The organism is Ornithinimicrobium cryptoxanthini (assembly GCF_023923205.1).
Classification (GTDB): Bacteria; Actinomycetota; Actinomycetes; order Actinomycetales; family Dermatophilaceae; genus Ornithinicoccus; species Ornithinicoccus cryptoxanthini.
Window position 1 is genome coordinate 1974084 of sequence record NZ_CP099490.1, and the last position, 18418, is coordinate 1992501.

Consider the following 18418-nt stretch of genomic DNA (forward strand, 5'->3'; position numbering starts at 1 on the left):
CCTGACATGACGCCAGCACTGTCGCCCAGCCGGGCCTCGGACTTCATGCAGTGCCCGCTGCTCTATCGCTTCCGGGTCATCGACCGGCTCCCCGAGCCTCCGAGTGCTGCCGCCGCGCGTGGGACGCTGGTCCACGCTGCCCTCGAACGGATCTTTGACCTGCCGGCCGCAGAGCGCACTCCGGAGGCCACGATCGGGCTGCTCGCCTCTGAGTGGGCCCGGCTGGTCGAGGAGGAACCAGACCTGGCGGGGCTGGTGCTGCCTGCGGATGAGGTCGGCAACGACGAAGGGGACGGTCCCGACGCGACCGAGGATGCCGACACGTCTGTCCACACCCAGGCCTGGCTGGACGCCGCTGCCGCGTTCGTGCGCACCTGGTTCACCCTGGAGGACCCGACCCGCCTGGAGCCTGCCGAGCGCGAGCTCTATGTCGAGGCCGAGGTTGACGGACTGGTGATGCGCGGTTATGTCGACCGGCTCGACGTGGCGGCAGACGGTCGACTCCGGGTCGTCGACTACAAGACCGGTCGGGCGCCCTCCGAGCTGTGGGAGGGCAAGGCGCTCTTCCAGATGAAGTTCTATGCCCTCGTGCTCTGGCGCACCAGGGGCGTGGTGCCGACGCTGCTGCAGCTGGTCTATCTGCGCGACGGCCAGGTGCTTCGCTATGCCCCGGACGAGCAGGACCTGCGAGCGACAGAGCGCAAGATCCAGGCTCTGTGGCGGGCGATCGAGCTGGCGGCCGAGACCGGTGACTGGAGGCCCCGTCCCGGACGGCTGTGCAGCTGGTGCCACCACAAGCCGATCTGTCCGGCCTGGGGCGGCACTCCCCCGCCGCTGCCCGAGGATGCGGGTCAGCGGGCGCTCGACCCACGAGCCACCGGCCGGTCCCAGCCCGCCGACGACGTCGTGGACTGAGACCGCTGCCTAACGGACCTCGGCCGAGGCTGAGGCGCGCACCTCGGCGGCCAGGGCGGCGAGATCCTGCAACGTGACCCCGTGCAGGGTCGGCACGCTCAGCACCCCGGCGAGATCCGGGATCGGCACGACGTGCGGGATCCCGATCGTGGGGACCCCCGCCGCGACCGCTGACCGGACCCCGGTCCCTGAGTCCTCCAGTGCCACACAGTCGACCGGCTGCACGCCGAGCCGTTCCGCCGCGAGCAGGTAGGGCTCGGGGGCCGGCTTGCCGTGGGTGACCTGGTCACCGGTCACCACCGCGCTGAACGTGCCCGCCGGCAGGCTCTCCAGCAACACGTCCGCCAGCGGCGCCCACGACATGGTCACCAGCGCGCACGGCACCTCGGCGGCCACGCACTCCTGCAACAGTTCCTGGGCACCTGGACGCCAGGGCAGGTGCGCACGGGTGCGGGCGACAACGCCCATCAGGAGCCGGTCGACGACCTCCTCCGGTGTCCCTGTCACCGGGGTGCGCGCCAGGATGATCTCTGCCGAGCGGATCAGGTCGTTGCCGACCAGGTCCTCAGCGTCCTCACGGGTCCAGGTCCCACCGGCCTCCGCGATCAGCTCACCCTCCTCGGCCATCCAGTAGGGCTCGGTGTCGATGAGCGTGCCGTCCATGTCCCAGAGCACCGCTGCGGGCACGGGCGGCGGTGGAGTAGTCACGCAGCGATCCTAACGAGCCACGGAACCTGGCTACCCACACGGTGGCACACGAGCGTCGAGACCCCAGACCATCTGCGCCTGCGCGGGAAATGCGCCTCCAACTCGTAGGCTGGCGGCTACCTGTCCAACCGGAGGCTGATCATGATCGACGTGCGCGAGATGCCCGAGCTGAACGACCCGATCGTCATCGCGGCGTTCGAGGGATGGAATGACGCCGGTGAGGCCGCGACCACGGCCGTCGAGCACCTCGTGCACGCCTGGGACGCCCAGATCGTCGCGGCCCTGGACCCTGAGGAGTTCTACGACTTCCAGGTCAACCGCCCTCACGTGAGCATCGTCAACGGAGAGCGCCAGCTGACCTGGCCGACCACGAGGATCCTGCTGGCCCGCGACACCCCGCTGGGCTGCGACGTGCTCCTGATCCTGGGGATCGAGCCCTCGACCCGATGGCGCACCTATGTCGACGAACTGCTCACCCTGGCCTCCGACAACGGCGCGACGCTGCTCGTCACGCTCGGGGCACTGTTGGCGGACGTCCCGCACAGCAGGCCCATCCCGGTGTCGGTGACCTCCGAGGACGCCGAGCTGCGCGAGGTGCATGACGTCGAGCGGAGCAGCTACGAGGGACCCAGCGGCATCGTCGGAGTGCTGATGGACCAGGCCCACCAGCGGGACCTGCCCGGCCTGTCCGTCTGGGCCGCCGTGCCGCACTACGCCGGTGGTCCTCCGTCCCCGAAGGCGAGCCTGGCACTGGTGAGCCGGCTGGAGGAGCTGCTCGGCTGCGTCGTCGACGAGGGCGACCTGACCGAGGCGTCCCGGGCCTGGGAGCGTGGTGTCGACGAGCTGGCCGCCTCTGACGACGAGGTCAAGGAGTATGTCGAGGCGCTCGAGCAGGCGCAGGACACCGTGGACCTGCCGGAGGCCAGTGGCGACGCGATCGCTCGTGAGTTTGAGAAGTATCTGCGCCGACGCGGCGGGCCCGACGCCGGCTGACTCACGCCACTGACGCAAGCCGCTGGCTCAGAGGCGCACGCCGAGCAACGCGTCCACCGCGGCGGCGAGCGCGGCCCGGTCCCCGGGCGCCCCGACCCGGACCCACTCGTCCACGGCCAGCAGCGCAGCAGGTGAGTCCAGGTCGGCGGCCAGCGCGGTCCGGATCTCCGCCACGACGGGTGACTCCTGTGCCTCCATCCCCGTGGCAGCCGCGGACACCGCCGACCGCCAGTTGGCGAGCCGCTCGACCGCGGTCTGCAGGATCTCGTCCGTCCAGTCCCACGGGGTGCCGTAGTGCTTGCTCAGCAGGGCCAGCCGGATCGCCATCGGGTCGACCCCGCCGCGACGCAGCGCGGACACCAGCACCAGGTTGCCCTTGGACTTGCTCATCTTCTCGCCGTCCAGCCCGACCATCGCCTGGTGGACATAGACCGACGCGAAACGCTCCCCGGTGAGCGCCCGAGCCTGCACGGCGCTCATCTCGTGGTGCGGGAAGATCAGGTCGGTGCCGCCGCCCTGCATGACAAACGTGGGGCCCAGATAGCGCAGCGCGATGGTCGTGCACTCGATGTGCCACCCCGGCCGACCGGGGCCGAGATCGTCTCCGTCCCAGTGCGGTTCGCCCGCGCGGTGGCCGCGCCACAGCAGCGGGTCGAGCCGGTCGCGCTTGCCGGGCCGGTCGGGGTCCCCGCCCCGCTCGCCGAAGACCTCCATCATCTGGTCGCGGCTCCAGCCCGACACCTCGGGGAACGTCGGTTGGGTGGCCAGGTCCAGGTAGTAGTCGTGTCCGACAGCGTCGGTCCCGGCATCGCCACCGGCTGCCTCATCCACGGGCAGGGCGTATGCCGTGCCGTCGGCAAGCAGCTGCCGCACCGCGGTCACATCGTCAGGGATCCCCTCGACCGCCCCCACGTAGTGCTGCGGCGCGATCACGTTGAGCGCCTCCATGTCCTCGTGGAAGAGGGCGATCTGGTCGGCGGCCAGATCCTGCCAGGCCAACCCGTCACGCTCGGCACGCTCCAGGAGCGGCTCGTCCACGTCGGTGACGTTCTGCACATAGGTCACGTCCAGGCCGGCGTCGCGCCACACCCGGACCACGAGGTCGAAAGTCACATAGGTGGCGGCGTGCCCCATGTGGGTGGCGTCATAGGGCGTGATCCCACAGACATAGAGCCCGGCTCTGCCCGAGGCCGGGTGCACCACCTGCGCCAAGCCGGTGGCGGTGTCGTGGACCGTGAGGGGGCCACCTTGTCCGGGGGCGTCAGGCACTGGTGCAGTTGTCCACGTCTTCACGGTTCGTGAGCCTAACGCCAGTGCCGTGACAGGTTGACCAGTGGGGCCGAGCCGGGCAGGCTCACCAGAGCGGCCACGGCAGCGGGTAGCGCCCCGTCGGCAGAGCAGGGAAGACCGGGTCGGCCAGCAGCTGATCGACCCGTGCGCGCAGTGCGACCAGCTCTGCGGCGCTGACCAGTCCGCCCGTGTCATCGCCGGGGAGGTCACCAACGGGCTCCGTAAGACGGGTGGCGAGCCCGGCGCCCGCCGCCAGCTCGACCCGCAGCCGTCCTAGCCGCGCCAGGTCCTCCTCAGGCAGCGGCTGCCCGGCCCAGCCCCACAGGACCGTGCGCAGCTTGTCATCGAGGTGCAGCGTCAGCCCGTGGTCGAAGCCCCAGAGGTGACCGTCGGCGTCACGGACCAGGTGGGCACCCTTGCGGTCGGCGTTGTTGAGCACCACGTCCAGCACCGCCAGAGATGCCAGGTCGGCCGTGTCGGCGTGGCACACGGTCACGGGCGAGCCGTCCGCCGCCTCGCCCTGCACCAGCGGCAGCCAGCCGTCAGGGACCGCGCCGTCGGGGAAGGCCTCGAGCAGTCCGGCACCGGGGCCCCAGCCGGTGGACTCCCAGTCGATCCACCGCTGCACCGAACCCGGGCCCAGCGGGCCGTCCCGCAGCACGGTCTGCGGGATCAGGTCCCAGCCGCCGACCGAGCTGATCAGATAGGCCGCCACCTCTCGCCGGCCAAGGGTGCGAGCGGGGAAGTCGCGCAGGGGTGCCTCCCCGCGGATCGGCTTGTAGAGCGCGCGCTCCCCCGTCGGCTCCCCTGCCGCGTCGGTGAGCAGCACCCGTGCGGTGAGGTTCGACGCGTCGGTCAGGACCCCCTCCACCTGCAGCTCTGCCGTGGTCAGGGTGCGCCCGCTCACGCCACCCCCGCGTCGCTCGCGCGGGTCACCGGCGATAGCCGTTGGCCCGTGGGCAGATGTGACCCTCCGGGTCGAGCGGCCCCCCGCAGAACGGGCAGTTGGGCCGGCCGCCCTCGACCGCCGACGCGCAGCGCTCGGCAAACGCGCGCGCCATCGCTGGGGTGAGGACCACGCGGATGCTCTCGAGCAGGGCCATCTCCTCCTCGCTGGCGACCTCGTCATCCTCCTCGGGCACCGCTGACTCGTGTGCCTCGATGATGACCCGTCGCCGGGCGGGCTCCCAGGCCAGGCTGAGACTCTGCACGCGGAAGTCGTCCTCGATCGGCGTGTCCAGCGGGGCGTTGTCAATCAGGCCGGCCGTCGCCTCGGGCGCTCCCTCGGCCCCCGCGATCTGGTCCAGCAGGTCTGCCACGCGCTCGCCGAGGACCTTGACCTGCTCCTTCTCCAACGAGACCGTCGAGCGCCGCCCATGGGCGGAGGCCTGGAGGAAGAAGGTCCGTTGGCCAGGGGGCCCCACCGAGGCGGCGATGAACCGCTCGGGTGGGTCGAACTCGTGCAGTGGCATGAGATCGACCCTAATCGCTTCCGGCGCCACCGCCCACGGCCGCATCGCCGTCTGCGCCTGGGGCGGCCTTCGTCAGCGACCGGGACAGACCGGTCAGGTCGATGTCGTCGGACCCGGTGTCGTTGACGCGGAGCACGAACGGATGGGTGGGCGCGTGCCGCACGATCGAGACGGAGGCTGGGTCGATCACGATGCGCTGGAAGCGGTCGAGCGGGCTCCCCAGCGCCGCTCCGACCAGCGCCTTGATGACGTCACCGTGGCTGACTGCGGCCCACACCGCACCCGGGCCGTGCTCCTCCTCGATCCGGGCGTCCCACCTGCTGATCGCGGCAGTCGCGCGATCGAGCATCTCGGCGATGGACTCGGACCGGAAGTCGTCGTGCGGGGGGAAGCGCACCGAGCTCGGCCGCTCCTGGACGTCGCGCCACAGCGGCTCCTGGGCCAGCTCGCTGAGGGGGCGACCGGTCCAGGCGCCGTAGTGGCACTCCCCGAGCTGTTCATCCGTATGCCGTGCTGGCGGCTCGCCCTGCTGCTCCCCGGCGATCGCGTCGGCGGTCTGGACGCAACGTTGCAGGGGGCTGCTCACCACGGCCACCAGTGGGGTGGGGGCAAGGCGCCGACCGACCCGCCCGACCTGCTCGCTGCCGCGCTCGTCCAGGCCCACGCCCGGCGTCCAGCCCGCCAGGACGCCGTCCACGTTCGCGGCGGTGCGGCCGTGCCGCACCAGCACGAGGATCGCCATCAGAGCAGCCCGGCCTGCTCAGCTGCAGCCACACCCGTCTCCAGCGCGCCGACCCGTTCCTCCAGCGTGTCGCCATAGGGCGCGAAGGTGACGGTCGTGACTCCCGCATCCGCATAACGCTGGAGGCGCTCGGCGAGCCGTCCCTGCGGGCCCAGGAGGCTGGTGTCGTCGATGAACTGCTGCGGGACAGCCGCTGCGGCGTCGCGGTGGCGGCCGGCCAGATAGAGGTCCTGCACCTGCGCGGCAGCCTCCGCATAGCCCATCCGCACGGCCAGTGCGTTGTAGAAGTTCTGGGTGCGCGAGCCCATGCCCCCGACATAGAGGGAGGCATAGCCGCGGACCGCGTCGGCCGCGGCCGAGACATCGTCATTGACACTGAGCGGCACCGTGGCGTCCACCGCGAAGGCCCGCTCCGGCTCGGCCGAACGGGAGCGCCCGTCCTCGATCTGAGCCATCTGCTCACCGGCGAGGTCGGGGTTGAAGAAGATCGCCAACCACCCGTCGGCGATCTCGCCGGTCAGTTCCAGGTTCTTGGGCCCGACCGCGGCGAGATAGATCGGCACCTGGTGCTCCGAGGGGGCCGCCGAGCTGCGCAGCGCCTTGCCCGGACCGTCGGGCAGCGGCAGCTCGAAGTGGTTGCCGTGGAACTCCACCCGCTGCCGGGCCAGCGCCATCCGGACGATCTCGACATACTCCCTGGTGCGTTCTAGGGGCTTGGCGAAGCGCACTCCGTGCCAGCCCTCCGAGACCTGGGGGCCACTGACGCCCAGGCCAAGGTCGAACCGGCCGTTTGACAACGAGCTGAGCCCGGCGGCGGTCATCGCGGTCATCGCCGGGGTGCGGCCGGGGATCTGCAGCACCCCTGCTCCCAGCCGGATGCGCGAGGTCTGCGCCCCGATCCACGACAGGACCGTCACGGCGTCGACGCCGTAGGCCTCCGAGGCCCACACCACGTGGACACCCAGCTCCTCAGCGCGGCGCACCAGCGCCAGGTGGTCCTGGTCCTGGCCGATCCCCCACCAGCCACAGCTCAGCCCAAGACGCACCGCTCAGCCCCGTCCGCCGCCATCGGAGTCGTCATCACCGTCGTCGTCGCCGTCAGCTTCATCGTCGTCGTCACCGTCGAGGTCGTAGTCCTCGTCATCGAGCCCGACATAGCCGCCGCTGCGTGTCCCCTCGGCGATGTCGTCGTCCAGGTCGTCATCATCGTCGTCGTCGAGCAGGTCGTCATCGGCGACCTCCTCGTCCTCCTCGGAGTAGACGTCGAGCGGTGTGACCTCGCCGTAGGCATCCAGCAGTGCGTCGTCATAGGCGACAAAGGCGTCGGCGACCTTGTTGTAGGCCGTGATGACAGCAGGGTCGTCCTCCCCCCGGCGGACAGCCGACAGTTCGAGATGGGTCTCGAGCGCGGCGATGAAGGTGGACAGCGCAGCGCGCGGGTCAGACGTCATGGTGTGACCGTAGCGAATTTCGGCCGGTCGCGCGCCCAGATTGACCCGGCGGTGGTGCCCGCTCCGCCCCCACGGCACCCGTGCGGGCGCGTTCCTCGTGCGGCGCGCCGGTCGCCGCAGTTGATTTCTGGCGCCAGCGTGCGCAGTATCTGTCTCAATGGCCGACTACGAGTACCTCATGCTGAGCTTCAGCCGCGGCCAGTCGCGTGCCGAGGTGCGCCAGTCCCTGGCCGAGCACGCGGAATACGGCCACTGGGACCTGCTGCGGGTCAGCCTCTATGTCGGTGGGGTCCGCAAGGTGGTCCTGCGCCGCCGGATCATCCGGGTCCAGCGCACGGCCTGACTGCGTCGGTATGCCGCGACGCCGGTCTCCCTGCACCCTCAGCAGTCGTCGATCAACCGCTGCAGCACCCGGGTGCCGAAGGTCAGCGCGTCCACCGGGACGCGCTCGTCGATGCCGTGGAACATCCCGACGAAGTCCAGGTCCGGGGGCAGCATCAGGGGCGCGAAGCCGTAGCCGGTGATGCCCAGCCGGGAGAGGTGCTTGTTGTCCGTGCCCCCCGAGAGGCAGTAGGGCAGCACATGCGCCCCCGGGTCCTCCTTGAGCAGAGCCCGCTTCATCGACTCGACCAGCTCGCCGCTGGTGGGCGATTCCAGAGCGATGTCCTTGTGCAGGATCTCGACCTCGACGTGCTCGCCGGCCAGCTCGCGGATGGTGTCGAGCAGCTCGTCCTCATGACCGGGCAGGAAGCGGCAGTCCAGCGACGCGGAGGCCGTCTGCGGGATGACGTTGTGCTTGTAGCCGGAGTCCAGCATCGTGAAGTTGGAGGTGTCGCGCAGTGTGCCCTCCACGAAGCCGCGGGCACCCCCGAGACGGGCCAGGATCGACTCGGCGTCCTCGTCGTCCCAGGTCGCGCCGGTGATGCCGGCGATCCCGTCGAAGAGCTCACGGACCGAGGCGATGTAGGTGCGGGGCCAGGGGTGGGCGCTGATCCGGTTGATGGCGCCTGCCAGCCGGACCAGGGCGTTCTCGTCGTTGGGGACCGACCCGTGGCCCGCGCGGCCGTGCCCGTGCAGCCGGATCCAGGCGATGCCCTTCTCGGCCGTCTGCAGCAGATAGGCCCGCTCCGGAGCACCAGTTGCCTTGCCGTCCAGCGTGATCGAGAAGCCGCCGACCTCACTGATGGCGTCGGTGCACCCCTCGAACCACTCCGGGTGCTTCTCGACCACGTGGCCGGCGCCCTTGAGTCCGCCGGCCTCCTCATCGGCGAAGAAGGCCCAGATGATGTCGCGCGGCGGCTGCTGCCCGGTGCGTGCCAGGTGCCGCACGTTGGCGAGCAGCATCGCGTCCATGTCCTTCATGTCGACCGCGCCCCGTCCCCAGATGCAGCCGTCCTTCTCCTCCGCGGCAAACGGGTCGACCTGCCAGTCCTCCGCGGCCGCCGGGACCACGTCCAGGTGACCGTGCAGCACCAGACCAGGGCGGCTGGAGTCACGCCCAGGGGTGCGCACCACCACGCTGGCCCGCCCCGGCTCGGACTCGGTCAGCTGCGGGTCCAGGCCCACCTCGGTCAGCTTCTCCATGACGTATTCCGCAGCTGCACGCTCCCCCGGCCCGCTGCCGTCGCCATAGTTGCTGGTGTCGATCCGGATCAGGTCCTTGCAGATCTGGACGACCTCGTCCTGGGCCGACGGGACGGTGGTGGCATCGATGCTCATGACGATCAGGCTAACCCCGAGGTATGACGAGGGGCCAGGCCCCCTGCCCCTCGCCATACGGCATCTCAGGTGGCCATCGTGCTGTTCGGCGTCGGCGGGCTCTTCGCCGCAGACTATGGGAACACGGGTCAGGAACGAGGTGACGACATGACAGACCAGCCCGCCAGACAGGCCGACGTCCCTGCCAGGGGCGTCGAGGGTGAGCTGCACCGGGATCGCCAGCTTGGTGGTCGCGACCTCACCCACTGGGCAACGCCCCCGGGACGGTGGCTCGCCGGGCTGGTGGAGCGGGTGGGTGTGGCCCTTGGTGCCCGACAGACCCTCGTGCTGATCCTGGCCGTCGGGGCCACGGTGGCCGCCACCATGTCCTGGCTCGCGTCGGAGACCTATGAGGCAGTCACTGAGTCCGAGGGAGTGGCGTTGTGGGACCAGCCGCTGCTGGACACCATGCTCACGCTCCGGTCGCCAGGGCTGGACACCTTCGTCACCGGCTTCACCAATGTCGGTGGGGTGATCGGCATGCCCGTGCTGGCGCTGAGCCTCACGGCGTTCCTCACGGTGCGACGACAGTCGTGGACGCCGGTGCTCCTGGTCGCTGCTGCGGCCACCGGCTCATTGCTGATGACCATCGTCGGCAAGAACCTCATCGGCCGCAGCCGGCCGCCGCTGAGCAGCGCGGTGCCTCCCTTCGAGCACACCGCCTCCTTCCCCTCCGGGCACTCCCTCAACGCCCTGGTCGTCGCCGGGGTGATCGCCTATCTCGTCGTGCTGCGCCAGAAGTCTGCTCGGGCCCGGGTCCTTACCGTCTCCGTGGCCGCTCTCTTCGCGTTCGCGATGGGGATGAGCCGGGTCTTCCTGGGCCACCACTGGTTCACCGACGTGCTCGCCGCCTGGGTGCTCGGGCTGGGTTGGCTCACGGTCGTCATCACCGCCCACCGTCTCTATCTCACGACCCGACTACGCACCCGCGAGACGATCGTGGACGCGTCATAGCGGCCGACGTCATTCCCCAGGATGAGACGGCGGCCGACTTGCGGACGATGACAGCGCTCGGCGGATCTGGTTCAGTCGTTCGTGGGGGTCCGGAAACCAGTTCCGGCCACGACACAGGAGCGCAGACAGATGACGATCGACGCCATGCAGACGACCATGACCGAGCAGGAGCGGATGGAGCTCGTGGACCGACACGCCTCGGCCGAGATGGTCCAGGACTGGGACGGCACGTGGGACACCCTCGACCCGGAGGGCTCCTACGACTACTTCCCGCTGGGCATCCGGATCTCTGGCCGCGAGGCGATGCAGGAGCACTGGCGCCGGCTCTTCGGCAACCCGGCGCTGAAGGACATCGCCGACACCGTCCTCACGCGCTGGAGCCGGGAGGAGGACGTCGTCCTGGTGACCCAAGCGCCGGTGAGCATGCCCGACGGCACCGTGCGCTACTCCGTGAGCACGGCGCTGTTCAGCTTCCGCGGCGACAAGGTCTTCCGCGAGAGCGTCTTCGCCGACGACCTGCTCCAGCCGCTGCTGGAGCAGATGTTTGACGAGGAGTTCATGCAGCTGCCTGGGGTCAGCCGACTCAGCCAGTTCTGAGCATCGCTGACGCGAGGACGCAGCGCTCCCCAGTCGTCACGGCAAGGATGCCCGGGCGTAGTCACTTCGTTGGGGACTGTCGGCTACGGGTGCATCACTGGCTCGTTGAACGGGTACGGGAAGAACCCGACGTGGCCGTAGAACAGCGTGAGGCCGAGGAAGATCCACATCATTCCAAAGAACCACGTGAACACAGTAAACGCGCGCCCCGCCAGCCTGTTCGTCAACGCGAACGGGGAGAGCAGAGCAGCGATGCCGGTGCCGACATACATAGCGAAGACCGTGAGCGGCTCGATCATCGAGCCGGATAGAAGGCGGGCGATCGGCTCGACATCCGGCGGGCGCCATTGGCCGAAGTGCAGACCGGCGATGCCGAACATGATCAGTCCAAATCCCCCGACGGCCGCGACGTAGAGGAGCGGACGCAGCGTCGCGACGAGATCCAGAGGGCGCAGACCCTGGTCTGCCTTTTCTTCCGCACGGATGATGGCGATTCCCGCGATCAGGGTGAGCAGCCCGTAGAACGCGGCTGGTTCGCCAAATGTGACGTTATCAACGGCGCAGCAGAACGTATCCTCGATCTGCTCGAGGGGCCACGTCAGTGTCATGTGCATGCCCGTGACGCCCAGGAATGCCCCGAGGAAGACGAACGCCCACCCGAATCCGGAGATCGGCCGACCATGGGGGGTCGCAGCGGAGCGCACGAAGAGTGGGATCAGGATCATGATGATGCCCACGACCAGACCCATCGTGGTGTTGTAGGTGATGCCTTGCAACAACATGGCCCTAGACGCTCTCTGCCAACAGCGTCTGGCGGATGGACATCAGCGCGACGGACCCGGAGAAGGAAAGGACCCAGATCAGGGCTCCCACATCCTCGCCTGTCGTGCCGTCGACGAGCAGCCACACCGCGTAGCCGACGACCACGCCGATTGCGATGACTGCCCAGCTAAGTTTCACGAGTTGGGGGGCCCACTTGTTCACAACCTCGTCGTCTACCTCGACGGATTGAAAGGTGCCCTTCTTACTGCTAGCCATATCCATCCTGTCTTCGGGAGGGCGGCAATCATGGACCTGGAAAGTGCCGCAGCAAAATCTGGCCTACCAGCCGATGTATATCACACACTTGTCGACGCCGCACCGGAAGTAGCCACGCCCGGAGGCGGGCCATCACGCAGCCCCTAGCTAGGCATCGCCCGAGCAGACATGCAACTTGCCGCACCGAGTGCACGACCTGCGCCGCGGCCAATACGACTCAACTGACGCGCGACACTTCGCGCAGGCCATGCTCACAAACTTTCCACAATTCGCGCCGGGCAATATCGGCGGTGCCCTCGTTGGGAAAAGCCTATGGCTTTGGATCGACTACACGCCGCTGTAGTCCCAGACCCTTCTTGACCAGGTGGTCGACATACCTCGATGATTCATGGCGGTTGACGCTGGGTGCTGGATCGCCGCGCCGATCGCTCGAGGGGATCTGACGGTCTGGTGGGCAGGGTTGGCGTCCGATCCGCTCGGGTGGGCGTCGGATTCCACGTTCCGGATGCTGCTGGGTTGTTGGTGGACGGGGACCTTTCGGTCAGGCGGGGTGGAGGGCCCGGAGCCGTGCGAAGGCGTCGGCCAGGTGTGTGGCCCAGGCCCAGCCGGTGGGAATCTTTAGGACCCGTTGCCGGGCGTGGCGGACATACCGTGCGGGGGCGGATAGCAGCCGGAATCGTAGTGTCTTTGGTTCGGCGGTCGCGAGGTCACCCTCCAGAGCGAGGAGCCGCAGCCAGGACAGGACGCTGACGGCCGTGGGCGGCCAGGTGCAGCCAGGCGCTGTTGCGGGCATATGACTTCGACGTTATCTAGAGTCCGATTCCGAGCTTCCATGACGTGCACGACGAGCGAGCCTGTCCGAGCATCTGCGTCGTGGATGCGGTTACCTGCAGTTGTCCACCACGACGACGGAGAGGTTTCCTCATGCGGGTACAGCGCGTGCTCATGCCGGGCTCGGGAGCAGAGTCCTGGACAGTGCTCGACGAGGATCTGGTGCCGCTGGACCCGGTCGAGCGGTTCCTGGCGTACCTGGCCTCGATCGAGCGGTCACCGAACACGGTCAAGGCGTATGCGCATGACCTGAAGGACTGGTTCACGTTCCTGGCGGGGAGGGGCCTGGACTGGCGCGCCGTCACGCTCGAGGACGTCGCGGGGTTCGTGGCCTGGCTGCGGTTGCCCCCGGCGGCACGAGCCGGCCTGGTGCAGGTGCTGCCGACGGTTGAGCACCACTGCGGCGAGTCCAGCGTGAACCGCAAGCTGGCGGCGCTGACCTCGTTCTGCGAGTTCCACGCCCGGCACGGCGTGCCGTTGGGCGGGCTGCTGACGACCGTGGCACCGGCTGGGCGCAGGGCAGCGGCGTCGACCTCGTTCAAGCCGTTCTTGCACCACATCACCAAGCACGATCCGCAGCGGCGCCGCGCCCTCGCGTTGAGGGCCACACCGCCGCGCCCACGTGTGCTGAGCGCCGCCGAGGCGCAGGCGATCCTGGATGCCTGCGAGCACCTGCGCGACCGGCTCTTGTTCGCTCTCCTGCTCGACACCGGGGTCCGGATCGGCGAAGCGCTGGGGCTGCGGCACGAGGACCTGGACATAGCCGGGCGCCAGGTCGCCGTCCTGGCCCGGGTCAACGACAACCGGGCCCGAGCCAAGGGTGGCCGGCCCAGGTGGATCCCGGCCAGCGCCGACCTGATGCGGTTGTACGCCGACTACCTCACCAGCGAGTACGGGTGCCTGGACTCCGACTACGTCTTCGTCAACCTGTGGGGCCGTCCGCTGGGGCACCCGTTGACCTACCCGGCGGTCTATGACCTGGTAACCCGGCTGCGCGCGGCAACCGGGACCGAGTTCGGGCCGCACTGGTTCCGCCACACCTACGCCACCTGGCTGCTGCGCCGGGGCGCAGGGATGGAGTCGGTCAAGGAGCTGCTCGGGCACGCCTCGATCACCACCACCGTCGACACCTACGGTCACCTCACCGTCGAGGACGCCCGCGCCACTCTGGAGGCAGCAGGCTGGTTCACCGGGAAAGAGGTCCGGCTATGAGCCCGGCCGAGGAGCTGGCCGACCGGGCCCGGTCAGGGCTGCTGGCCAAGCTCGTCGCGGCGGTCCGGGCCGAGTTCCGGGTCGATCTCTACGTGCCCGACCCCGACCACCCGGTCCTGGGCCGCGGCGTGTGCTGTGTGGCCGGCTGTGACCGCTCACCCTCGGGCAACCGGATGTGCTCGAGCCATCAGCGACGCTGGATCGATCGTGGACGCCCCGACCCGGTCACGTTCCTGGCCGACCCCGGTGCACCGATGAACGGCCGCCGGGACCTGACCGGTTGCGCGGTGCCGGGCTGCCGGTACGGAAGCAGCGGGCAGGGGTTGTGCTCGCGCCACCGTCGCCGGTGGGCCCGCAGCGGCGAGCCCGACCTGGTCGCCTGGGCTGCTACCGCGACGTGCCGGACCCGACAGGCCAGCATGTGTGTCCGCTGCCGTTCTGCTCGCTGTGGCTGGAAAGCGAGCGGGACACGTTCTGCCGGGCACACCAGACACGGTGGCGGATGCAGGGGCGTCCTCCGGTCGAGGCGTTCATCGAGCGCTGTCTGCTGACCGGACGCGACCGGATCGACTTCGCCGGGCTGGGTCCGCAGCTGAGGTTGGAGCTGCAGTACGCGGTCCAGCGTCGGGCCGATGCGGCTACGATCACACTGCCGGCACCGGTGGTGAACTGGGCGGTCGCGCAGGTACGGACCGCCCAGGTGACCTCGCTGCTGGACCGACCATCATCCTGGTGGGTCGAACGGGCCGGACGAAAGTCGGGCATCTACCCCGGGTTCCTGGCCTTCGTCCGCGACGTCGTCGAAGAACTCCACGAGGGGACCGGATGGGAGGTGGAGTACCACCGTGACATCTGGCGGCTGGAGCGGCTGCCCGGACTGACCGGCACGCCGGAGCGACCCTACACACGGACCAGGTTGTACTTCGACCGGATCAGCCAGCCCTGGCTCCGTGCCCCGGTCAAGCGCTGGGCACGGCTGCGGCTTTCCTCGGGGATGGCCGTGGGCACCGTCACCTCCGACATCAAGGCGCTGCGGCGCTTCAGCCAGTTCCTGACCGAGGCCGCCACCGGCGTGGACTCCTTCGCCACACTGGACCGTGGCGTCCTGGAGCGGTACCTGGCGTGGTTGGCCACCGCCGGGCTGGGGCGCGGCGCCCACGAGGACGCCGTTCACTGCCTGGGCATGTTCTTCCAGGGACTGCGGCAGCACGACTGGGAGCCGGCCCTGCCGACCACGGCGGTCTTCTTCCCCGGCGACCTGCCCTCTCGGCCTGCCATGCTGACCCGGCACCTGGCCGAGCATGTGATGGCACAGGTGGAGGCCTCGACCAACCTGGACCGGTGGCCCAGCCCTGAAGGACGGCTGGTCACGCTGATCCTGATCCAGGCCGGGCTGCGCGCCACCGACGCCTGCACCCTGCCCTTCGACTGCCTGCTGCACGACGCCCAGGACGCCCCGTACCTGCGCTACGTCAACCACAAGATGCGCCGCGAGGCGGCCGTGCCGATCGACGCCACCCTGGAGGCCGAGATCCGTTCCCAGCAGGAACGCGTCGCCGCCCGGTGGCCGCAGGAGCACCCGCACCTTTTCGTCCAGCCGACGCGTAACGCCGGCGGGCAGCGCCCGCTGAGCTACAACTGCTACCGTGGCATGCTCAAATCCTGGCTGACCCTGTGCCAGATCCACGACGAGCAGGGCGAACCTGTACACCTGACCCCGCACCAGTGGCGGCACACCTTCGCCTGCCGGCTCATCAACCGTGACGTCCCTCAGGAAGTGATCCGGGTACTACTGGACCACGAGTCGACCCAGATGACGGCACACTACGCCCGGATCACGGACCAGAGCGTCCGCCGGCGCTGGGAACAGGCCACCAAGGTCAACATCGACGGTGAACGGGTCACCATCGACCCCGACGGTCCCCTGGCCCAGGCGCAGTGGGCCAAGACCCGCTACGGCATGGCCACCCAGACCCTGCCGCACGGCTACTGCGGGCTACCGGTGCAAAAGACCTGCCCGCACGCCAACGCCTGCCTGCCCGGTCTTCCTCACCGGCCCAGAGTTCCTCCCCGAGCTACGAGACCACCGTGGACGCACCCTCACTCTGATCGCAAAGGCCGAAGCCGACGGACAGACCCGCGTAGCGCAGATGAACACCCAGGTGCTCACCAACCTCGACAAGATGATCGACCAGCTCGACGACGAACCGAGCGGAGCCACCGATGCGGGCTGACAACTCCGCCCACCTCCTCGCCGCCGCACGGCGACGGGCCGAGCAGACCCGAGCCCGCGCGCTACGGGCCCTGCGCAACCTCGACACCGCTGGCACCCCGGTCACTTTCGAGGCAGTCGCCCGCGAGGCCGGCGTCTCCCGGTCCTGGCTCTACAGCCAGCCGGATCTGCGAGCCACGATCCACGACCTTCGCGCCCGGGACCGACCGGCCGCAACGCCAGCACCGCCGCAACGCCAACGCGCCAGCGATGCCTCCCTGCTGCGCCGGCTGGAGGCCAGCGCTGCGCGGCTGCGTCAGCTCGAGACCGACAACCAGCAGTTGCGCCAAGCCCTGGCCGAGGCCCTCGGCGCAGCCCGCTCGCAACGGAACACCGGCACCGGCGGCGACACGCCCGGGAAACACGGTGCGAAAATCATCGGCCCGTGCTGAACGACACCTACCGACCCTGCGTCACGCACACCGTCCACGACACAAACCTGCAGGCCAACGACCCGGCCACCGCTCGGACTCAAGATAAGCAGGGGCAGCCGAGTCGCCCCGCACGCCTTCAACTCCTTGATCCGGTCCTCCACGTGCGCCTGGGTCCGGTGTCGGGCATCGAGGTACTGGACCTGCCCGGTGGTGTTGGTGGCGAACGCGCCGTAGCGCCAGTTCGGGTCCTGGCCGAGCTCGGCCTGCTCCCCAGCTGATCGAGGGGTGCGGCGGGCGACCCTGGATGCCGTCCTGCGCGTCCACTGCGTGAGACTGGGCGTGGCTCCTTACCAGCACTGCTCGCCGGTGAGCCCTGGCTGGCGCTGCCCCGCCTGACCAGGGGATCAGGACAGGGGTGGATCTTCGCAGTTGCGAGCAATCACTCCAGCGGGAAGCACCGATCGTAACCTGACATGTACCAGGAGCCATCCGGGTGTGCCTCGAGCCGGAACTTGTAGAGCAGCCGGCCGTCGTCGCCGATCCGGTGCCACCAGTACTCCGAGACTCGGACGTCCTCTGCTCCCGGGCTCAGCCCCTCACTTTCCGCGAACCGTGCGACAGCGACGGCCGGATCGGCATCGGCCCCCTCCGGCGCGGCGGTGGCCGCGTCATAGTCGAACTCCGCGCTCTCCACCATCTCGCAGTCCAGCTCCGACGCCCTGGTGGGTGCCGTGGTCACCGCCCCCTGGTCCGCGCTCCCGGGCAACTGTGGATCGCCCCCGTCCTCACCGCAGGCGGTGATTCCGCCAAGAACTGCGAGACTCAGCACAGCGGCAGCGAAAACTCTGCGCTGACGACGCCCTGGACCGAGGTTCGGTGCATGGCTAGTTTTAAGCCGGCCTGACTGTGTGGATGTCATGTGTCTCCAGAGTTCGCCAGTATGTGTATGTGCCACCCAGGAACGTGGGGCACATCGTGTGAAGATTGACGGCAGGTGCCGTTCGGCTTCGTCGTAGGCGATCGACGGGGCGAAGAACTCGACGTCGGCGGCATACGTGGTGATCACGCCCCTGACGCGACTGCCCAGAACTGCCCGGATCAGGATGTTGGCGTCCAGAACGAGGCGACGCACAGCCACTATCGCTTGGCCTTACGAAGCCGCTTGAAGTCCGTCACCATCTCTTCGACCTCACCCTCGGTGAGTTCAAGCAACGCGTCGAGTTTCTCGCCGGCCGCCCGCAGCGCGACGGCATCGGCCGCCCGGTCCTGCTTGACAGGGATGAAGTAGCCGACAGTCTGCCCGTGACGGGTCACGGCCACCGGCGCATCGGAGTCGACGAAGTCGGCCAGGCCAGCGCGAAACTCGCGGATCCCTACCTTCGTCGCAGTCATGAGCTCTCCTCGAGTTGTGTGAACTGTGTGTACACATTAGCACGCCCGCGGTTCAGAGGCGACCCGCAGTTGAGACAGCGACGCCAGAGTCCGGCTACTACCCATCCCGCCAGGCATTAGACCTTCCCGAACATCTGCTGTCCACGCAGCAGGGGTCGTCGGGCAAGGGCCAGGACGCACAGTTCTGTACGTCGGCGCCATCGCGACCTGCGTCACTTCGCCGCAATCCGGGCTCTACTGAGGGTGCGTCACTCCGCCGATGGACGACCAACCACGACGGCTACTCACCCTCGGGAGCCGGGCGAGCCGAACGTCCGCAACTACCGGCACTCAAAGCGGCCCAGGGTGCCCGATCACTGGCGCGTGAGGATCGACTGAAGACGGGCAAGATGTCGCAAGTCGGATCTGAACGCAGGACT

20 protein-coding genes and 2 pseudogenes are annotated in these 18418 nt (G+C 69.0%); 8 read left to right on the top strand and 14 right to left on the bottom strand.

Annotated elements, in window-relative coordinates; translation table 11 throughout:
* Nucleotides 1-6: 6 nt before the first annotated feature.
* Nucleotides 7-915 (top strand): RecB family exonuclease, encoded by a 909-nt coding sequence (locus NF557_RS09115; RefSeq protein WP_252618888.1) that lies wholly within the window; start codon nucleotides 7-9, stop codon nucleotides 913-915.
* 9 nt (nucleotides 916-924) lie between these two features.
* On the opposite strand, the gene NF557_RS09120 is transcribed toward NF557_RS09115, so the two are convergent.
* Nucleotides 925-1623, bottom strand: coding sequence for an HAD family hydrolase (locus NF557_RS09120; protein ID WP_252618889.1), 699 nt, complete (start codon nucleotides 1621-1623; stop codon nucleotides 925-927).
* 141 nt (nucleotides 1624-1764) lie between these two features.
* On the opposite strand from NF557_RS09120, the gene NF557_RS09125 reads away from it, so the two are divergent.
* On the top strand, nucleotides 1765-2616 hold the full coding sequence (locus tag NF557_RS09125; RefSeq protein WP_252618890.1) for a PAC2 family protein: 852 nt from the start codon (nucleotides 1765-1767) through the stop codon (nucleotides 2614-2616).
* 27 nt (nucleotides 2617-2643) lie between these two features.
* Here NF557_RS09125 and mshC read toward each other — a convergent pair whose 3' ends face one another.
* The 6 genes from mshC to NF557_RS09155 all read right to left on the bottom strand — a co-directional run bounded on the left by mshC (nucleotide 2644) and on the right by NF557_RS09155 (nucleotide 7571).
* On the bottom strand, nucleotides 2644-3909 hold the full coding sequence (mshC, locus tag NF557_RS09130) for a cysteine--1-D-myo-inosityl 2-amino-2-deoxy-alpha-D-glucopyranoside ligase (RefSeq protein WP_252618891.1): 1266 nt from the start codon (nucleotides 3907-3909) through the stop codon (nucleotides 2644-2646).
* Between the two features lie 61 nt (nucleotides 3910-3970).
* Nucleotides 3971-4813, bottom strand: a complete 843-nt coding sequence (locus tag NF557_RS09135; protein WP_252618892.1) for an SCO1664 family protein — start codon at nucleotides 4811-4813, stop codon at nucleotides 3971-3973.
* A gap of 25 nt (nucleotides 4814-4838) precedes the next feature.
* Nucleotides 4839-5378 (bottom strand): DUF3090 domain-containing protein, encoded by a 540-nt coding sequence (locus tag NF557_RS09140; protein ID WP_252618893.1) that lies wholly within the window; start codon nucleotides 5376-5378, stop codon nucleotides 4839-4841.
* 10 nt (nucleotides 5379-5388) lie between these two features.
* Nucleotides 5389-6120, bottom strand: coding sequence for an MSMEG_4193 family putative phosphomutase (locus NF557_RS09145; protein WP_252618894.1), 732 nt, complete (start codon nucleotides 6118-6120; stop codon nucleotides 5389-5391).
* Complete coding sequence (locus tag NF557_RS09150) at nucleotides 6120-7166, bottom strand: LLM class F420-dependent oxidoreductase (protein WP_252618895.1); 1047 nt, start codon at nucleotides 7164-7166, stop codon at nucleotides 6120-6122. Before NF557_RS09150 ends, NF557_RS09145 begins: the two co-directional genes overlap by 1 nt.
* A 3-nt stretch (nucleotides 7167-7169) precedes the next feature.
* Complete coding sequence (locus tag NF557_RS09155; protein WP_252618896.1) at nucleotides 7170-7571, bottom strand: hypothetical protein; 402 nt, start codon at nucleotides 7569-7571, stop codon at nucleotides 7170-7172.
* A 157-nt stretch (nucleotides 7572-7728) separates the two neighbouring features.
* On the opposite strand from NF557_RS09155, the gene NF557_RS09160 reads away from it, so the two are divergent.
* On the top strand, nucleotides 7729-7914 hold the full coding sequence (locus NF557_RS09160; protein WP_252618897.1) for a DUF5703 family protein: 186 nt from the start codon (nucleotides 7729-7731) through the stop codon (nucleotides 7912-7914).
* Between the two features lie 38 nt (nucleotides 7915-7952).
* On the opposite strand, the gene NF557_RS09165 is transcribed toward NF557_RS09160, so the two are convergent.
* On the bottom strand, nucleotides 7953-9290 hold the full coding sequence (locus NF557_RS09165) for a M20/M25/M40 family metallo-hydrolase (RefSeq protein WP_252618898.1): 1338 nt from the start codon (nucleotides 9288-9290) through the stop codon (nucleotides 7953-7955).
* 147 nt (nucleotides 9291-9437) lie between these two features.
* On the opposite strand from NF557_RS09165, the gene NF557_RS09170 reads away from it, so the two are divergent.
* Together NF557_RS09170 and NF557_RS09175 are read left to right on the top strand one after the other, a co-directional pair.
* A complete protein-coding gene (locus NF557_RS09170; protein ID WP_252618899.1) occupies nucleotides 9438-10283 on the top strand; it encodes a phosphatase PAP2 family protein in 846 nt (281 codons plus the stop codon).
* A gap of 129 nt (nucleotides 10284-10412) precedes the next feature.
* Complete coding sequence (locus NF557_RS09175; protein ID WP_252618900.1) at nucleotides 10413-10880, top strand: nuclear transport factor 2-like protein; 468 nt, start codon at nucleotides 10413-10415, stop codon at nucleotides 10878-10880.
* Between the two features lie 83 nt (nucleotides 10881-10963).
* On the opposite strand, the gene NF557_RS09180 is transcribed toward NF557_RS09175, so the two are convergent.
* The 3 genes from NF557_RS09180 to NF557_RS17815 all read right to left on the bottom strand — a co-directional run bounded on the left by NF557_RS09180 (nucleotide 10964) and on the right by NF557_RS17815 (nucleotide 12711).
* Complete coding sequence (locus tag NF557_RS09180) at nucleotides 10964-11662, bottom strand: DUF981 family protein (RefSeq protein ID WP_252618901.1); 699 nt, start codon at nucleotides 11660-11662, stop codon at nucleotides 10964-10966.
* A gap of 4 nt (nucleotides 11663-11666) precedes the next feature.
* Nucleotides 11667-11918, bottom strand: coding sequence for a hypothetical protein (locus NF557_RS09185; protein ID WP_252618902.1), 252 nt, complete (start codon nucleotides 11916-11918; stop codon nucleotides 11667-11669).
* A gap of 541 nt (nucleotides 11919-12459) precedes the next feature.
* Nucleotides 12460-12711 (bottom strand): transposase, encoded by a 252-nt coding sequence (locus NF557_RS17815; protein ID WP_370584444.1) that lies wholly within the window; start codon nucleotides 12709-12711, stop codon nucleotides 12460-12462.
* A 131-nt stretch (nucleotides 12712-12842) separates the two neighbouring features.
* Between NF557_RS17815 and NF557_RS09190 the strand changes: the two genes are divergently transcribed.
* The 3 genes and pseudogenes from NF557_RS09190 (at nucleotide 12843) to NF557_RS09200 (ending at nucleotide 16625) form a co-directional block, all read left to right on the top strand.
* Nucleotides 12843-13961: a site-specific integrase gene (locus NF557_RS09190; RefSeq protein ID WP_252618903.1), complete on the top strand. Its 1119-nt coding sequence runs from the start codon at nucleotides 12843-12845 to the stop codon at nucleotides 13959-13961.
* A 1306-nt stretch (nucleotides 13962-15267) separates the two neighbouring features.
* Nucleotides 15268-15747, top strand: a pseudogene (locus tag NF557_RS09195) (tyrosine-type recombinase/integrase); the annotation flags it as partial.
* Nucleotides 15748-16184: 437 nt separating this feature from the next.
* The gene (locus NF557_RS09200; RefSeq protein ID WP_252624047.1) at nucleotides 16185-16625 is read left to right on the top strand and encodes a DUF6262 family protein; all 441 of its coding nucleotides are present in this window, start codon (nucleotides 16185-16187) and stop codon (nucleotides 16623-16625) included.
* Between the two features lie 421 nt (nucleotides 16626-17046).
* Here the strand turns inward: NF557_RS09200 and NF557_RS09205 are convergent, their stop codons facing one another.
* The 3 genes and pseudogenes from NF557_RS09205 to NF557_RS09210 all read right to left on the bottom strand — a co-directional run bounded on the left by NF557_RS09205 (nucleotide 17047) and on the right by NF557_RS09210 (nucleotide 17999).
* On the bottom strand, nucleotides 17047-17346 hold the full coding sequence (locus tag NF557_RS09205) for a hypothetical protein (protein WP_252624334.1): 300 nt from the start codon (nucleotides 17344-17346) through the stop codon (nucleotides 17047-17049).
* A gap of 249 nt (nucleotides 17347-17595) precedes the next feature.
* Nucleotides 17596-17745: pseudogene (locus NF557_RS17570) on the bottom strand (PIN domain-containing protein); the annotation flags it as partial.
* Nucleotides 17745-17999, bottom strand: a complete 255-nt coding sequence (locus tag NF557_RS09210) for a type II toxin-antitoxin system Phd/YefM family antitoxin (protein ID WP_252618904.1) — start codon at nucleotides 17997-17999, stop codon at nucleotides 17745-17747. The gene NF557_RS09210 and the pseudogene NF557_RS17570, both read right to left, overlap by 1 nt.
* Nucleotides 18000-18418 lie beyond the last annotated feature (419 nt).

Coding starts and splice junctions, on each gene's coding strand:
- NF557_RS09115 (WP_252618888.1), top strand. CDS start 7: ATGACGCCAGCACTGTCGCCCAGCCGGGCCTCGGACTTCATGCAGTGC.
- NF557_RS09125 (WP_252618890.1), top strand. CDS start 1,765: ATGATCGACGTGCGCGAGATGCCCGAGCTGAACGACCCGATCGTCATC.
- NF557_RS09140 (WP_252618893.1), bottom strand. CDS start 5,378: ATGCCACTGCACGAGTTCGACCCACCCGAGCGGTTCATCGCCGCCTCG.
- NF557_RS09145 (WP_252618894.1), bottom strand. CDS start 6,120: ATGGCGATCCTCGTGCTGGTGCGGCACGGCCGCACCGCCGCGAACGTG.
- NF557_RS09155 (WP_252618896.1), bottom strand. CDS start 7,571: ATGACGTCTGACCCGCGCGCTGCGCTGTCCACCTTCATCGCCGCGCTC.
- NF557_RS09160 (WP_252618897.1), top strand. CDS start 7,729: ATGGCCGACTACGAGTACCTCATGCTGAGCTTCAGCCGCGGCCAGTCG.
- NF557_RS09165 (WP_252618898.1), bottom strand. CDS start 9,290: ATGAGCATCGATGCCACCACCGTCCCGTCGGCCCAGGACGAGGTCGTC.
- NF557_RS09170 (WP_252618899.1), top strand. CDS start 9,438: ATGACAGACCAGCCCGCCAGACAGGCCGACGTCCCTGCCAGGGGCGTC.
- NF557_RS09175 (WP_252618900.1), top strand. CDS start 10,413: ATGACGATCGACGCCATGCAGACGACCATGACCGAGCAGGAGCGGATG.
- NF557_RS09180 (WP_252618901.1), bottom strand. CDS start 11,662: ATGTTGTTGCAAGGCATCACCTACAACACCACGATGGGTCTGGTCGTG.
- NF557_RS09185 (WP_252618902.1), bottom strand. CDS start 11,918: ATGGCTAGCAGTAAGAAGGGCACCTTTCAATCCGTCGAGGTAGACGAC.
- NF557_RS17815 (WP_370584444.1), bottom strand. CDS start 12,711: ATGCCCGCAACAGCGCCTGGCTGCACCTGGCCGCCCACGGCCGTCAGC.
- NF557_RS09190 (WP_252618903.1), top strand. CDS start 12,843: ATGCGGGTACAGCGCGTGCTCATGCCGGGCTCGGGAGCAGAGTCCTGG.
- NF557_RS09200 (WP_252624047.1), top strand. CDS start 16,185: ATGCGGGCTGACAACTCCGCCCACCTCCTCGCCGCCGCACGGCGACGG.
- NF557_RS09210 (WP_252618904.1), bottom strand. CDS start 17,999: ATGACTGCGACGAAGGTAGGGATCCGCGAGTTTCGCGCTGGCCTGGCC.